The organism is Burkholderia sp. 9777_1386, from assembly GCF_015712265.1.
Lineage (GTDB): Bacteria > Pseudomonadota > Gammaproteobacteria > Burkholderiales > Burkholderiaceae > Burkholderia > Burkholderia cenocepacia.
In genome coordinates this window covers 72,326-86,230 of record NZ_JACCQB010000018.1, presented here as the reverse complement: position 1 = coordinate 86,230, position 13,905 = coordinate 72,326, and the positions used below count along the sequence as shown (strand labels likewise).

13 protein-coding genes and 1 riboswitch are annotated in these 13,905 nt (G+C 69.5%); of the genes, 4 read left to right on the top strand and 9 right to left on the bottom strand.

Going from position 1 to position 13,905, the window contains the following annotated elements:
- Positions 1-15: 15 nt before the first annotated feature.
- The 7 genes from mlaD to H0X91_RS16215 form a co-directional block, all read right to left on the bottom strand.
- A complete protein-coding gene (mlaD, locus tag H0X91_RS16245; RefSeq protein WP_006486221.1) occupies positions 16-576 on the bottom strand; it encodes an outer membrane lipid asymmetry maintenance protein MlaD in 561 nt (186 codons plus the stop codon).
- Positions 577-600: 24 nt separating this feature from the next.
- Positions 601-1,368 (bottom strand): lipid asymmetry maintenance ABC transporter permease subunit MlaE, encoded by a 768-nt coding sequence (gene mlaE / locus H0X91_RS16240; RefSeq protein WP_006486220.1) that lies wholly within the window; start codon positions 1,366-1,368, stop codon positions 601-603.
- Complete coding sequence (locus H0X91_RS16235; RefSeq protein ID WP_006477138.1) at positions 1,365-2,186, bottom strand: ABC transporter ATP-binding protein; 822 nt, start codon at positions 2,184-2,186, stop codon at positions 1,365-1,367. Before H0X91_RS16235 ends, mlaE begins: the two co-directional genes overlap by 4 nt.
- 84 nt (positions 2,187-2,270) lie before the next feature.
- Positions 2,271-3,395: a thiamine phosphate synthase gene (gene thiE / locus H0X91_RS16230; RefSeq protein WP_063822420.1), complete on the bottom strand. Its 1,125-nt coding sequence runs from the start codon at positions 3,393-3,395 to the stop codon at positions 2,271-2,273.
- The gene (locus tag H0X91_RS16225) at positions 3,392-4,207 is read right to left on the bottom strand and encodes a thiazole synthase (protein ID WP_006488530.1); all 816 of its coding nucleotides are present in this window, start codon (positions 4,205-4,207) and stop codon (positions 3,392-3,394) included. Before H0X91_RS16225 ends, thiE begins: the two co-directional genes overlap by 4 nt.
- 38 nt (positions 4,208-4,245) lie before the next feature.
- On the bottom strand, positions 4,246-4,443 hold the full coding sequence (gene thiS, locus H0X91_RS16220; RefSeq protein ID WP_006488534.1) for a sulfur carrier protein ThiS: 198 nt from the start codon (positions 4,441-4,443) through the stop codon (positions 4,246-4,248).
- A gap of 32 nt (positions 4,444-4,475) precedes the next feature.
- Entirely contained in the window at positions 4,476-5,612 is a 1,137-nt protein-coding gene (locus H0X91_RS16215; RefSeq protein ID WP_058902241.1) for an FAD-dependent oxidoreductase, read from the bottom strand.
- Positions 5,613-5,837: 225 nt separating this feature from the next.
- Positions 5,838-5,961, bottom strand: a riboswitch (TPP riboswitch).
- 270 nt (positions 5,962-6,231) lie between these two features.
- On the opposite strand from H0X91_RS16215, the gene H0X91_RS16210 reads away from it, so the two are divergent.
- The 4 genes from H0X91_RS16210 to H0X91_RS16195 all read left to right on the top strand — a co-directional run bounded on the left by H0X91_RS16210 (position 6,232) and on the right by H0X91_RS16195 (position 11,474).
- On the top strand, positions 6,232-8,001 hold the full coding sequence (locus H0X91_RS16210; protein WP_006488528.1) for an ABC transporter ATP-binding protein/permease: 1,770 nt from the start codon (positions 6,232-6,234) through the stop codon (positions 7,999-8,001).
- The gene (locus H0X91_RS16205) at positions 7,998-8,774 is read left to right on the top strand and encodes an SDR family oxidoreductase (RefSeq protein ID WP_012492303.1); all 777 of its coding nucleotides are present in this window, start codon (positions 7,998-8,000) and stop codon (positions 8,772-8,774) included. The genes H0X91_RS16210 and H0X91_RS16205 overlap by 4 nt, the downstream gene beginning before the upstream one ends.
- 128 nt (positions 8,775-8,902) lie before the next feature.
- Positions 8,903-10,165, top strand: coding sequence for an MFS transporter (locus tag H0X91_RS16200; protein ID WP_006482644.1), 1,263 nt, complete (start codon positions 8,903-8,905; stop codon positions 10,163-10,165).
- 25 nt (positions 10,166-10,190) lie between these two features.
- Complete coding sequence (locus tag H0X91_RS16195) at positions 10,191-11,474, top strand: D-amino acid dehydrogenase (protein WP_006482643.1); 1,284 nt, start codon at positions 10,191-10,193, stop codon at positions 11,472-11,474.
- 32 nt (positions 11,475-11,506) lie between these two features.
- On the opposite strand, the gene thpR is transcribed toward H0X91_RS16195, so the two are convergent.
- Positions 11,507-12,073 carry an RNA 2',3'-cyclic phosphodiesterase gene (thpR, locus tag H0X91_RS16190; RefSeq protein WP_048986853.1) on the bottom strand — a complete coding sequence of 189 codons (567 nt, stop codon included), beginning with the start codon at positions 12,071-12,073 and terminating at the stop codon, positions 11,507-11,509.
- Positions 12,070-13,560: an alanine/glycine:cation symporter family protein gene (locus H0X91_RS16185; RefSeq protein ID WP_006490627.1), complete on the bottom strand. Its 1,491-nt coding sequence runs from the start codon at positions 13,558-13,560 to the stop codon at positions 12,070-12,072. Before H0X91_RS16185 ends, thpR begins: the two co-directional genes overlap by 4 nt.
- Between the last annotated feature and the right edge of the window lie 345 nt (positions 13,561-13,905).

Below are 13,905 nucleotides of genomic sequence, written 5' to 3'. Positions count from 1 at the left end.
TTTTCTCTCGTGTGGTTATTGGCCGGCTGAACCGGACACCGCCGACGCCGGCACCGCCACCGGCGCAGGCGCGGCCGGCGCGGCCGATGCGCCGGCTGCCGGCTTCGCACCGCCCGCATCGGCGGCCTTGCTGTACAGGAACTGGCCGATCAGGTTCTCGAGCACGATCGCCGATTGCGTCATCGTGATCGTATCGCCCGCCTTCAGCATTTCGGTGTCGCCGCCCGGATCGAGGCCGATATATTGCTCGCCGAGCAGGCCCGACGTCAGGATCTTCGCCGACGAATCCTTCGGGAATTGGTACTGGCCGTCGACGTCGATCGTGACGAGCGCCTGGTACGTGTTCGTGTCGAAGCCGATCGACTTCACGCGGCCGACCACGACGCCGGCGCTCTTCACGGCCGCGCGCGGCTTCAGCCCGCCGATATTGTCGAATTTCATTCTCACCGAGTAGGTCGGCTGAAACGACAGCGAGCTCATGTTGCCGACCTTCAGCGCCAGGAACAGCACCGCAAGGAAGCCCACCACCACGAACAGGCCGACCCAGAAGTCGAGAGCAGTCTTTTTCATCGTCATCCCAAAATTTGGCTTGGCTGAGGCTTAGCTGAACATCAGCGCGGTCAGCAGGAAATCGAGGCCGAGTACGGCGAGCGACGCGAACACGACCGTCTTGGTGGTCGCGCGCGACACGCCCTCGGGCGTGGGCTTCGCTTCATACCCCTGGTACAGCGCAATGAAGGTCACGGCGAAGCCGAACACGATGCTCTTGATCACGCCGTTGCCGACGTCGGCCCAGACCTGGACCCCGCCCTGCATCTGCGACCAGAACGCGCCCGGATCGACGCCGATCAGCACGACGCCGACGAAATAACCGCCGAGCACGCCGACCGCGTTGAAGATCGCGGCCAGCAGCGGCATCGCGATGATGCCCGCCCACATGCGCGGCGCGATCACGTTCTTGATCGGGTCGACCGCCATCATCTCGAGCGCGGTGAGCTGCTCGCCGGCCTTCATCAGGCCGATCTCGGCCGTGAGCGACGTGCCCGCGCGGCCCGCGAACAGCAGCGCGGTGACGACCGGCCCGAGCTCGCGCACGAGCGACAGCGCGACCAGCAGGCCGAGCGCCTGCTCGGAACCGTAGCGGTTCAGCGTGTAATAGCCCTGCAGCCCGAGCACGAAGCCGACGAACAGCCCCGACACGGCGATGATCACGAACGAATAGTTGCCGAGGAAGTGGATCTGCTTCGTGACCAGCCGCGGCCGGCGCAGCAGCGGGAAGAATTCCAGCACGAGGCGCACGAACAGGCGCGTGCCGTAGCCCGCGCGCTCGAGGCCGCCGATGACGTAACGTCCGATCGCGCTGATCATGCGCGCCCTCCGCCGAGCCCGAAATCCGCCGCGAGCGGCGGGCTCGTGTAATGAAATTTGAACGGGCCGTCCGGCGCGCCGTCGATGAATTGCCGCACGCTCGGATCGGTCGACGCGCGCAGCTCGTCGGGCGTACCCTGCGCGAGCACGCCGCCATTGGCCAGAAAATACACGTAATCGGCGATCGCGAACGATTCCGGCACGTCGTGCGTGACGAGGATCGACGTCGCGCCGAGCGCCTGGTTCAGCGTGCGGATCAGGTTCGCGGTGATGCCGAGCGAGATCGGATCGAGGCCCGCGAACGGCTCGTCGTACATGATGAGCTGCGGATCGAGCGCGATCGCGCGTGCCAGCGCGATGCGGCGCGCCATCCCGCCCGACACCTCGGACGGCATCAGGTCGCGCGCGCCGCGCAGCCCGACCGCGTTGAGCTTCATCAGCACGAGGTCGCGGATCAGGTCTTCGGGCAGATCGGTATGTTCGCGCAGCGCGAACGCGACGTTCTCGAACACCGACATGTCGGTAAACAACGCGCCGAACTGGAACAGCATGCCCATCTTGCGGCGCAACGCATACAGCCCGTCGCGCGTTTGCGCGCCGACATCGGCGCCGTCGAACAGCACCTGGCCGCGGCGTGCGCGCACGAGGCCGCCGATCAGGCGCAGCACGGTGGTCTTGCCGCAACCCGAGCCGCCCATGACCGCGACGACCTGCCCGCGCCCGAAGCGCAGGTTCAGGTTGGACAGGACGAGGCGGTCGCCGTAGCCAAAGTCGACGTCGCGAAGTTCCAGCAGGGTCTCGGTAGGAGTGGGGCTCACGGAGCTGACAGTCCTTTTACGCAGAACGCCGAATTATAGGGCCTGCATTGGAATGATGTCGTGACGCCGTTCCGGGCCCTCCGGTCAACGATTGTCAAATTGTCCGGCAAAGCACTGCTGCAGTGCAATAAGCGCCGTCCGATAGTCGGCCGAGCCCGTGACCGCGCTGACCACCGCGACGCTGCCGACGCCCGTCGCCAGCACGGCCGGCAGCGCGTCGAGCCCCACCCCACCGATCGCGACCAGCGGCGCCCGCGCGCCGGCGAAGCGCGCGTAGCGGGCAATCCGCGCCAAACCCTGCGGCGGCGCGGCGACGGCCTTGGTCGCGGTCGCGTACACGGGGCCGAGCGCGAGGTAGCTCGGCCGTTCGTGCAGCGCCCGCAACATCTCGTAATAACCGTGGCTCGACAGTCCGAGCCGCAGGCCCGCGCGCGCGATCGCGGCCAGATCGGCCGTTTCGAGGTCCTCCTGACCGAGATGTACCCCGTACGCCCCCTCTTCTGCGGCGATCTGCCAGTGATCGTTGATGAACACGCGCGCATCGGGATAGCGGCGCCCGGCCGCGACCGCGCGCGCGATTTCTTGACGGAGTGCGTCCGGCGTCGCATCTTTCACGCGCAATTGCACGGTTCGCGCGCCGCCATCGAGCACGCGTTCGACCCATTCGGCGCTCGGCACGACCGGATAGAGGCCGAGTTGCGCGGGGCACGGCGGGAACGCCGGCTCCGGCGCGGGCGGCAGCCCGGCGACGCGCGGGAATCGCTCGGCATCGACCGGCCATGCGTCGGCGGCGTGCGTCTCGTCGCCGTCGCGCCACGCCAGCGCGAGAACCAGCGCGTCGACCGGTGCGAAGCCGCAATCGAGGAATGCGGCAAGCGCCGCGATCCAGTCGTCCGCGAGCGGATGCGCGGCGTCCAGCGCGTAGCGCACGCCCGCCGCATGCAGCACGGCGCTGCGCTCGTCGAATTCGATCGCCACCGCATCGGGCGACGCTGGCCGCGACACGGCCGACGCACGCGCCTGCGCGGCGCGATCGCCGGCCGACACGATCAGCACGTCGCCATCGGCCGGCACGTCGGGCGCCGCCACGCAGAGCCGCCACGGCGCCGCGCCGTCCGGCCAGTCGCCGAGCCGCGCGCGAATCCGCTCGGCCGCTTCGGCCAGCTCGTCGGCCGGCGGCCAGAACGCATCGGCGAAGCGCGCGCTCATGCGCCGCCTCCGTCCTGATGCCAGAACGGCATCCCGACGACCGGCGTGCTCGCGTGCGCGGTTTCGCGCGCATCCATCGGGCCGGCGAGATACGCGGCACGGCCGGCCTCGACGCCCTGCGCAAACGCGCGCGCCATGATCTCCGGGTGCGTCGCCTGCGACACGGCCGTATTCAGCAGCACGCCGTCGAAACCCCACTCCATCACCTGGCACGCGTGCGACGGCACGCCGAGCCCCGCGTCGACGATCAGCGGCACGTCCGGCAGCCGTTCGCGCAGCACGCGCAGGCCGTACGGATTCACGACGCCCTTGCCGGTGCCGATCGGCGCGCCCCACGGCATCAGCGCCTCACAGCCGACGTCGAGCAGGCGCCGGCCGATCACGAGATCCTCGGTGCAGTACGGCAGCACCTTGAACCCGTCCTTGACCAGTTGCGCGGCGGCATCGATCAGCCCGACCGGGTCGGGCTGCAGCGTGTAGTCGTCGCCGATCAGCTCGAGCTTGATCCAGTCGGTGCCGAAGACCTCGCGCGCCATGTGCGCGGTGGTCACGGCTTCGGCGACGGTCTGGCAGCCGGCCGTGTTCGGCAGCAGCGGCACCGCGTGGCGCTTGAGCAGGTCGAAGAAGCCGGCTTCGGCCGTGCCGCCCGTCATCTGGCGGCGCAGCGCGACCGTCACCATCCCGGGGCGCGACGCGGCGATCGAATCGGACAGCGACTGCAGCGACGGATAGCGCGACGTGCCGAGCAGCACGCGGCTTGCGAAGGTTTCGCCGTACAGCGTCAGCGTGTCGGCGGAGGTGGGGGACGTCATGTCGTTTTCCTGGAAGAGCGGGGACGAACCGGCGGCGCTCAGCCGCCCGCGACGGGGTGCACGACGTCGAGCCGGTCGCCCGCCGCGAGCGCGCGCGCCGCATGCTGCGTACGCGCGACGAAATTGCCGTTCAGCGCCACCGCGTACGGCGGACGCGCGCCGTACGCGGCGAGCGCGTCGGCCACCGTCGCGCCGTCGGGCAACGTCAGGGTCTGTTGATTGATCTGGATATCCATGAGGCTGGGTCGAATTCGGTCGGCGGCGCGCGTCAGGCCGGCTGGTGCGCGTCGTTGCGGTGATGGAGAAGCGTCGGCCAGCGCGCGGTGGCGCGCCATGCGGCAAATGCGTCGGGATCGCCGAGCGTGCCGCCGAGCGCGGCCTGCGCGCACGCGACGGCCGCCTGCGCGACTTCCGGCGCGATCATGAAGCCGTGCCGGTACAGGCCGTTGACGGCGAGCGTCGATGCGCCGTCCCAGATCACCGCCGGACGATGATCGGGCAGCGTCGGCCGGCACTGCGCGTTGAGTTCGAGGATGCGCGCTTCGCCGAACGCCGGATGCACGGAGAACGCCGCGCTCAGCAGTTCGAGCGCGGAACGCACGCTCACGGGCGACATGTCCTCGCCCTCCACCTCGGTCGCGCCGATCACATAGAGATCGTCCTGCTTCGGTGCGATGTACAGCGGGTAGCGCGGATGCAGCAGCCGCACGGGCCGCGTGAGCCCGATGCCCGGCGCGTGCACGCGCGCGACTTCGCCGCGGATGCCGCGCAACGCGGGCAGCGCGGGTTTCGCGCCGAGCCCGCGACAATCGATCGTGACATGCGCGGCGGGCAGGTTCGCGTCGTCGACCGCCGCGTGCCAGTGCAGCGCGACGCCGCGTTCGGCGAGGCCCGCGGCGAGCGCGCGCAGCGCCTGGCGGTTGTCGAGCTGGCCTTCGCGCGGCAGCATCAGCCCGCGCGCGAAGCGGCCCGCGAGCGCGGGTTCGGCCGCGTCGACCTGCGCACCGGCCAGCGTCACGAAACCGCCGTCGAACAACTCGGCCGGCGCGTTCGCGCGCACGCGCCGCTCGAACAGCGGCGCCTCCGCGCGGTCCGCGTGATGCCAGACGACGAGCGTGCCGCGATGCTGGAAGAAGACGGGTTCGGGCAGTTCCGCGAGCCACTGCGGCCAGCGCGCGAGCGACGCGGCGCCGAGCTCGGTGATCAGCAGCTCCGCGCTCGCCGCTTCCGCGAGCGGCGCGAGCATCGCGGCCGCGATCCACGCGGCCGACTGCTCGCCGTCCGGCCCGCCGCGCTCGTAGAGCGCGACGCGATGCCCGTCACCCGCGAGCCGCCACGCGATCAGGCGGCCGGCGAGGCCGCCGCCGAGTACCGCGAAATCGGGTCGTGCATCCCGGACGTTCATCGCGCGCCCTCCGCGCGGTCACGCGCGACGAGCGTCGACGTGCACGCGCCACCGCATGCGAACGCACGCGACATCGGGCCGGGAACCATGCAAAAGACTGAAGATTGTGCGGTCATCATTCCTTCCGTAACGCGCAATGCGCGTACCCAAAAGGACGAAACCGGCAGCAAAGGCCGGCCGGGCGGGACTCGGGCGCTGACCATGTGGGATGGCGGCCAGCGCGGCCCGGCGGGATCAGAAACTTCCCTCGCCGGTATTACCCGGATCGGGTGCGAAGGGTCTTTCTCAGCCTCGCCGCGCTGCCCGGAACATCTGCCGGCCGCGCCACGAAGCACCCCTGTTTCGTCGTCGGCCATTAGACCATAAAAGCGGAAAGCGCCGCAAACTGTCCCCCTTGCGGCAAATTCGCCGGCGCGCCGCGCCGCTCTGGCACAATGCCCGCAGGCCGGCCGCGCGAGCGGCCGGTTGCCGCGTCACCGCCGGTTTTTAAGTGCCGTTTAAGACGCACGGGCGACCATCCGGACGCCCGCCGTCCGTCGGCGCCGCGCCCCGGCATGCCGTATCGCGGCGCGCGCCCGGTTTCGCCCGGCCCGCGCGCCGGCTCATCATCAGGAAGCACATGACCCAATCGATCGATCCCGTCCGCTCCGCCTCCGACGCGCCGCAGGACGAGCGCCCGGTATCCGCATGGAGCCTCATCAAGCCCTACTGGGTATCGTCCGAATGGAAAATCGCGTGGGGGTTGCTGGTCACGATCATCGCGATCAACCTCTGCGTGGTCTGGATCAACGTCAAGCTGAACAAGTGGAACGCGCAGTTCTACAACGCGCTGCAGTCGAAGGACGTCCACGACTTCCCGAACCTGCTGATGCAGTTCTCCGCGCTCGCGTTCGGCTTCATCATCCTCGCCGTCTACGGCCGCTACCTGCGCCAGATGCTCGGCTTCCGCTGGCGCCAGTGGCTCACCGACCGCTTTCTCGGCCAGTGGCTCGGCGATCGCGCGTTCTACCGGATCGAGCGTGACCGCCTCGCCGACAACCCCGACCAGCGGATCACCGACGACCTCCAGTCGTTCGCGACCACGACGCTCGCGCTGTCGCTCGACCTGCTGTCGACGGTCGTCACGCTCGTGTCGTTCATCACGATCCTGTGGTCGCTCGCCGGCGCGCTGACGTTCACGCTCGGCGCGACGCCGATCGCGATTCCCGGCTACATGGTGTGGGCGGCCGCGCTGTACGCGGTGATCGGCTCGCTGATCATCCAGAAGGTCGGTCATCCGCTCGTGTCGATCAACTACCAGCAGCAGCGCGTCGAGGCCGATTTCCGCTTCGGGCTGATCCGCGTGCGCGAGAACGCCGAGCAGATCGCGTTCTACGACGGCGAGAAGACCGAGGCCGGCAACGCGCAGAGCCTCTTCATGCGCATCCGCGACAACTGGTGGCGCGTGATGAAGTACACGAAGCGGCTCACGTTCGTGCTGAGCTTCTACGGGCAGATCGCGATCATCTTCCCGCTCGTCGTCGCCGCGCCGCGCTACTTTGCCGGTGCGTTCTCGTTCGGCGTGCTGATGCAGATCTCGTCCGCGTTCGGCACCGTCAGCGATTCGTTCTCGTGGTTCATCAACAGCTACTCGACCCTCGTCGAATGGCGCGCCACCGTCAACCGTCTGCGCGAATTCAAGCGCGTGATGGGCACGTCGCACCTGAAGGAAAGCCTGTCGCCCGCGACCGAGCACGGCGGCATCAACCTGCACTACATCGACGCCGCGAAGCTGTCCACGTCGTCGCTCAAGCTCGCGCTGCCGAACGGCAACGCGCTCGCGAACATCGGCGACGTCACGATCGAGCCCGGCTCGCGCTGGCTCGTGGTCGGCAAGTCCGGTTCCGGCAAGAGCACGTTCATGCGCGCGCTCGCGGGGCTGTGGCCGTTCGGCGACGGCGCGATCGACGCGCCGGTCGGTGCGCGGATGATGTTCGTGCCGCAAACCAGCTATTTGCCGATCGGCACGCTGAAGGCCGCGCTCACCTACCCGGCGACGCCCGACACGTTCAGCGATGAAGCATGCCGCGATGCGCTGCGCGCGTGCCGTCTCGAGGATTACGTCGAGCGCCTCGACGAAACCGCGCACTGGACCCGCGTGCTGTCGCCGGGCGAACAGCAGCGTCTGGCCGGCGCGCGCGTGCTGCTGCACAAGCCCGACTTCCTGTTCCTCGACGAGGCGACCAGCGCGCTCGACGCCGACAACGAAGCCCGCCTCTATCACCTGTTCGCCGAACGGCTGCCGAAGGCCGCGATCGTCAGCATCGCGCACCGCGAATCGCTGGCCGCGTTCCACGTCGGCACGATCAACGTCGAGCGCGTGAGCAGCGACGACAAGGTCGCCGCGTGAACGCACGCGCCGCGCACGTCGCCCGGATCGCGCTGATCACCGGCGCGGGGTCGGGGATCGGCGCGGCGCTCGCGCGGCGGCTCGCGGCGCCCGGCGTCGCGCTGGCGCTGCATGCGCGCGGCGCGGACGATGCGGCACGCGCGCGGCTCGCAGCAGTCGCCCAGGCGTGCACGGCGGCCGGCGCGGAATGCGTGACGTTGACCGGCGATCTCGCTGAGCCCGGCGTGGCTGCCACGCTCGTCGATGCCGTCGCCACCCGCTTCGGCGGGCTCGACCAGCTCGTCGCGAACGCCGGCTTCGCCGCGCGGCAATCCTTTTCCGAACTCTCGGCGGATGCGCTCGCGTCCGCGTTCGCGGCGATGCCCGGTGCGTTCTCCGCGCTCGCGGGCCGCGCGCGGCCGCTGCTCGAAGCATCGATCGCGCCGCGGATCGTCGCGGTCAGTTCGTTCGTCGCGCACCGCTACCGCGCCGATGCGCCGTTCGCGGCGACCGCCGCCGCGAAAGCCGCGCTCGAATCGCTGGTGCGTACCGCCGCCGCCGAATTCGCCGCGCGCGGCATCACCGTCAATGCGGTCGCGCCGGGCTTCACGCGCAAGGACCACGGCCCGAGCGCCGGCAACGCCGCGGCCTGGGCGCAGGCCGAACAGGCGACGCCGCTCGGCCGGATCGCCGAACCCGACGACGTCGCCGCGCTGATCGCGTTCCTGCTGTCGGACGCGGCGCGACAGATCACCGGCCAGGTCATCCACGTCGACGGCGGCCTGACGCTCTGATGCGTCGCCCCGTCTGCCTGCCGTTCCGCACGAACCTGCATCCGCCTTTTTGGCGTGCGCGAGCGCGCCCGTAAAATAACCGCGACGCGGCAGCGCGGGACGAGACAAGACGAGAGGGGGCGACAAGCATGCAGGCATTCCAGTGGTTCAACGAATTGTCGACGCGCGAGCGCCGGACGCTGTACGCCGGATTCGGCGGCTATGCGGTCGACGCGTTCGACTTCATGATCTATTCGTTCCTGATTCCGACGCTGATCGCCACCTGGGGCATGACGAAGAGCGAGGCCGGGATGATCGCGACCAGTTCGCTGATCTCGTCGGCGATCGGCGGCTGGGTCGCCGGCATCCTCGCCGACCGCTACGGCCGCGTGCGCATGCTGCAGTGGACGATCGCGACGTTCGCGCTGTTCACGTGCCTGTCCGGCTTCACGCATTCGTTCTGGCAGTTGCTCGCGACGCGCACGCTGCAGGGTTTCGGCTTCGGCGGCGAATGGTCGGTCGTGACGATCATGATGGCCGAGACGATCCGCTCGCCCGAGCATCGCGCGAAGGCCGTCGGCACCGTGCAGAGCAGCTGGTCGTTCGGCTGGGGCGCGGCCGCGATCCTTTACTGGGCGTTCTTCGCGCTGCTGCCCGAGCAGATCGCGTGGCGCGCGTGCTTCTGGATCGGCATCGTGCCCGCCCTGTGGATCCTGTACATCCGCCGCAACGTCAGCGATCCCGACATCTATACGGCCACCCGCCGCGCGCGCGACGAAGGCCGCGTGTCGGGCCACTTCCTCGAGATCTTCTCGCCGCCGCACCTGCGCGCGACGCTGTTCGGCAGCGCGCTGTGCACCGGCATGCTCGGCGGCTACTACGCGATCACGACGTGGCTGCCCACCTATCTGAAAACCGTGCGCCATCTGTCGGTGTTCAACACGAGCGGCTATCTGGTCGTGCTGATCGTCGGTTCGTTCGTCGGCTACGTGGTCGGCGCGATGCTCTCTGACCGGCTCGGCCGCCGTGCGTCGTTCATCCTGTTCGCGGTCGGCTCGTTCTCGCTCGGCATGGCGTACACGATGCTGCCGATCACCGATACCGCGATGCTGCTGCTCGGCTTTCCGCTCGGCATCGTCGTGCAGGGCATCTTCGCGGGCGTCGGCGCGTATCTGTCGGAGCTGTATCCGGGCGCGATCCGCGGCTCGGGCCAGGGCTTCTGCTACAACCTCGGCCGCGGGCTCGGCTCGTTCTTCCCGATCCTCGTCGGCGCGCTGTCGCAATCGATGTCGCTCGTGAAGGCGATCGGCCTCGTCGCGGGCGGCGGCTACCTGCTCGTGATCGTCGCGGCGCTCGTGCTGCCGGAAACGCGCGGCAAGTCGCTCGCCGACGATCCGGCCATCGCGTCGTGAGCCACCGCCCCGTTCCGGACACCGCATGCACGTGATCGTTCTCGGCGCCGGCGTGATCGGCGTCACCACCGCCTGGCACCTGCGCGAAGCAGGCTGCGACGTCACCGTGATCGAACGCGAGGCCGACGTCGCGCAAGCGACGAGCCTCGGCAACGCGGGCGTGATCGCGCCCGGCTACGTGACGCCGTGGGCCGCGCCCGGGATGCCCGGCAAGATCCTCAAGTACCTGTTCAAGCCTGCGTCGCCGCTGATCTTCCGGCCGACGCTCGACGCCGCGCAGTGGCGCTGGATCGCGCGCTGGCTGCGCGAATGCGAATTCGAGCGGTTCCGCGTGAACAAGCAGCGGATGCAGCGCATCGCGTATTACAGCCGCGCGTGCCTGCATGCGTTTCGCGACCGTTATCCGTTCGACTACGGCGCGAGCCGCGGCTACCTGCAACTGCTGCGCAGCGCGTTCGACGTCGAGATGGTGCAGCCCGCGCTGAAGGTGCTGCGCGATGCCGGCATCGCGTTTCGCGAACTCGACGCGGCCGGCTGCACCGCGATCGAGCCAGGCCTGCGCTGGGCGCGGCAGGCGCCCGTCGGCGGCATCTACCTGCCCGACGACGAAGCGGGCGACTGCGCACGCTTCACGCGAGAACTGCGGGCGCGGTGCGAAGCGAACGGCGTGACGTTCCGGTTTCGCACCGCGATTCGAGCGCTCGATGTCGCGGGCGGTGAGGTGCGCGGCGTGCGGATCGACTCGCTCGACGCGGGCGCCGCCGCCCGACGCGATGCGCTGCTCGCCGCCGATGCGATCGTCGTCGCACTCGGCGTCGACAGCGCGGGCCTGCTGCGACCGCTCGGCATCGACGTGCCGCTGTATCCGGTGAAGGGCTACTCGGCCACGCTCGCGGTCGTCGACGATGAAAAGGCCCCATGCGCCGCGCTGATGGACGAATCGCTGAAGACGGCGATCACGCGCTTCGGCCCGACGCTGCGCGTCGCCGGCACCGCGGAGCTCGGCAACCGCCACGCGGCGCTGCGGCAGCAGGCGCTCGACACGCTGATGAAGGTGCTCGACGACTGGTTCCCGCATGCGGCCGATCGCGCGTCGGCGCGTTTCTGGGTCGGCCGCCGGCCGATGACGCCCGACGGACCGCCACTGCTCGGCGCGAGCGGCATCGACGGCCTCTGGCTCAACGTCGGCCACGGCTCGACGGGCTGGGCCATGTCGATGGGTTCGGGAAAGGTGGTCGCGGATCTCGTCACCGGGCGCGCGCCGGAGATCGATCTGGCGGGCCTGACGCTCGCGCGCTACGACCGCTAGGGCCGCGCCAGGGACAGGCTTGCGGACGCGCCCTACGCGCCGACGCTGTCGTCCGCACGCGCGATCGGCACCGACACGATCGGCCGGTGCGACACGCCTTCATGCGACAGCCGGCTTTCGAACAGCGTCAGCGCTTCGACACGCACGTCGACGGGCCGCCCCGGCGCGCCGCCGTGCGCGGGCTGGCCGACCGCATCGTGCGGCAACCGCGCGAGCGTCACGTGCGGCCGGAACGGCCGGCGGTCGGCCGGCACGCCGAGTTCGCGCAGCAGCGCGGCCAGTCCCGCATTCAACGCGACGCACGCAGCATCGACCGCGAGTTCCGCGACGATCAGCCTCGCGCGCGGCAGGCTCGGCCACCACGCGATCCGCTCGACCGGCATCGGCGGCAACGCATGCGCGGCCGCGAGCGCCGGCAGGTGCGCGGCCAGCGCGTCGCACCGTTCCCGCTCGATTGCGCCGATGAACGCGAGCGTCATGTGCAGTTGCGCGGGCGGCGGGCGCCGCGCGCCACGGGTGACCGGCAACGCGTGCAGCGCGTCGCGCGATGCCGCATCGGGCATCAGCGCGACGAACGCACGGAGCCGGTCGCCGTTCATGACTCGCGCACCGTCACGCGCACTTCGGCCACCGCGTCGGCCGACGGCGGACGCTGCGGCAGCGGGCCGTGCTCGCCCCACACGTCGGCCGGCAGCACGCGCGCGAGTTCGGGGATCGTGTTGCGCGTGAACACCGGATCGGCGACGCCGGCCGCGCGCTGGCGGCGATAGTCGGCCCATGCGGCGTGCGCGTACCTGCCGAGCGCGAGGATCGCGATCAGGTTGATGATCGCCATCAAGCCCATGCTCGTATCGGCCATCGCCCACACGAGCGGCAGTTGCCCGACGCTGCCGAACATCACCATGCCGAGCACGGCGATGCGGAACAGCGGCAGCACGCCGCGCCGCTTCGTGATGAATTCGACGTTGCCTTCCGCATACGCGTAGTTGCCGATCACCGACGAGAACGCGAGGAAGAAGATCGCGACGGCCATGTAGATGCCGCCCCAGTCACCGACGTGGCTCGAGATCGCGCGCTGCGTGAGCGCCGCGCCCTCCATCCCGGTGCCGAGTTCGTACTGGCCCGACAGCAGGATCACGAATGCGGTCGCGCTGCAGATCACGATCGTGTCGACGAACACGCCGAGCATCTGGATCAGCCCCTGCGTGACGGGATGGCGCGTGCTCGCGGTCGCGGCCGCGTTCGGCGCGCTGCCCATCCCCGCCTCGTTCGAGAACAGCCCGCGCTTCACGCCGATCGCGATCGCCTGGCTGACCGCGTAGCCGGTCAGGCCGCCGGCCGCCTGCTCGAGGCCGAACGCGCTCTTCACGATCAACGCGATCACGCCGGGCACCAGCGTGATGTGCGTCGCGACCGCGTAGACCGCGAGCGCGAGGTAGCCGATCGCCATCAGCGGCACGATCACCTGCGCGACCGTCGCGATGCGGCGGATGCCGCCGAAGATGATCGGCGCGGACAGCAGCACGAGACCGAGGCCGACCGTCTCGCGACGCCAGCCGAACGACGTATGGAATGCATCGGCAATCGCATTGGCCTGTACCGCGTTGAACACGAAGCCGAACGCGAGGATCAGCGACAGCGAGAACAGCACACCGAAGCCGCGCGAGCGCAGGCCCGTCTGGATGTAGTACGCGGGGCCGCCGCGATAGCTGCCGTCCGGGTGCGATACCTTGAAGATCTGCGCGAGCGTCGCCTCGACGAACGCGGACGACATCCCGACCAGCGCGGTCATCCACATCCAGAAGATCGCGCCCGGCCCGCCGACCGTCAGCGCGACCGCGACGCCGGCGATATTGCCGGTGCCGACGCGGCTCGCGAGCCCGGTCGCGAACGCCTGGAACGACGAGATGCTGCCCGGTTCGCCCTTGCTGCCGACCAGCTTCATGCTGAGGAACAGCGCCTTCAGCTGGATCATCCGGAACCGCAACGTGAACCACGCACCGGCGCCGAGCAGCAGCGCGATCAGCACGTAGTTCCACAACACGCCATTGACGGCGTCGATCAGCCCATGCACGAATGCTTCCATCCAGAGTCCTTGTAAATAGGGTCAGTCATGTGCGGCGACCGCGAACGCGGCCCGAGGGGCGACATGATATGACAGTTTTCAAGGATTATTACAAAACGAAAGGAATTGAGATGACGAAAAATCGAGGCCGAATGTCATCAGGTTAGACGACGCTTCGCGAAAATGCGGGGCGACGATGCGGCGCCGCTGCGGGCCCGGCCGACCGGTTCACGCTCGCCCGGCACCCGCCGGTGAGCGTCAGGGCGCTTCGAATGCTTGCGCCCCGACCATCCGGGCCGACGCCGCGGCAACGACATCGACCGCGCGCAGCCATAAAAAAACCGGGCGCCCTCTCGGACGCCCGGC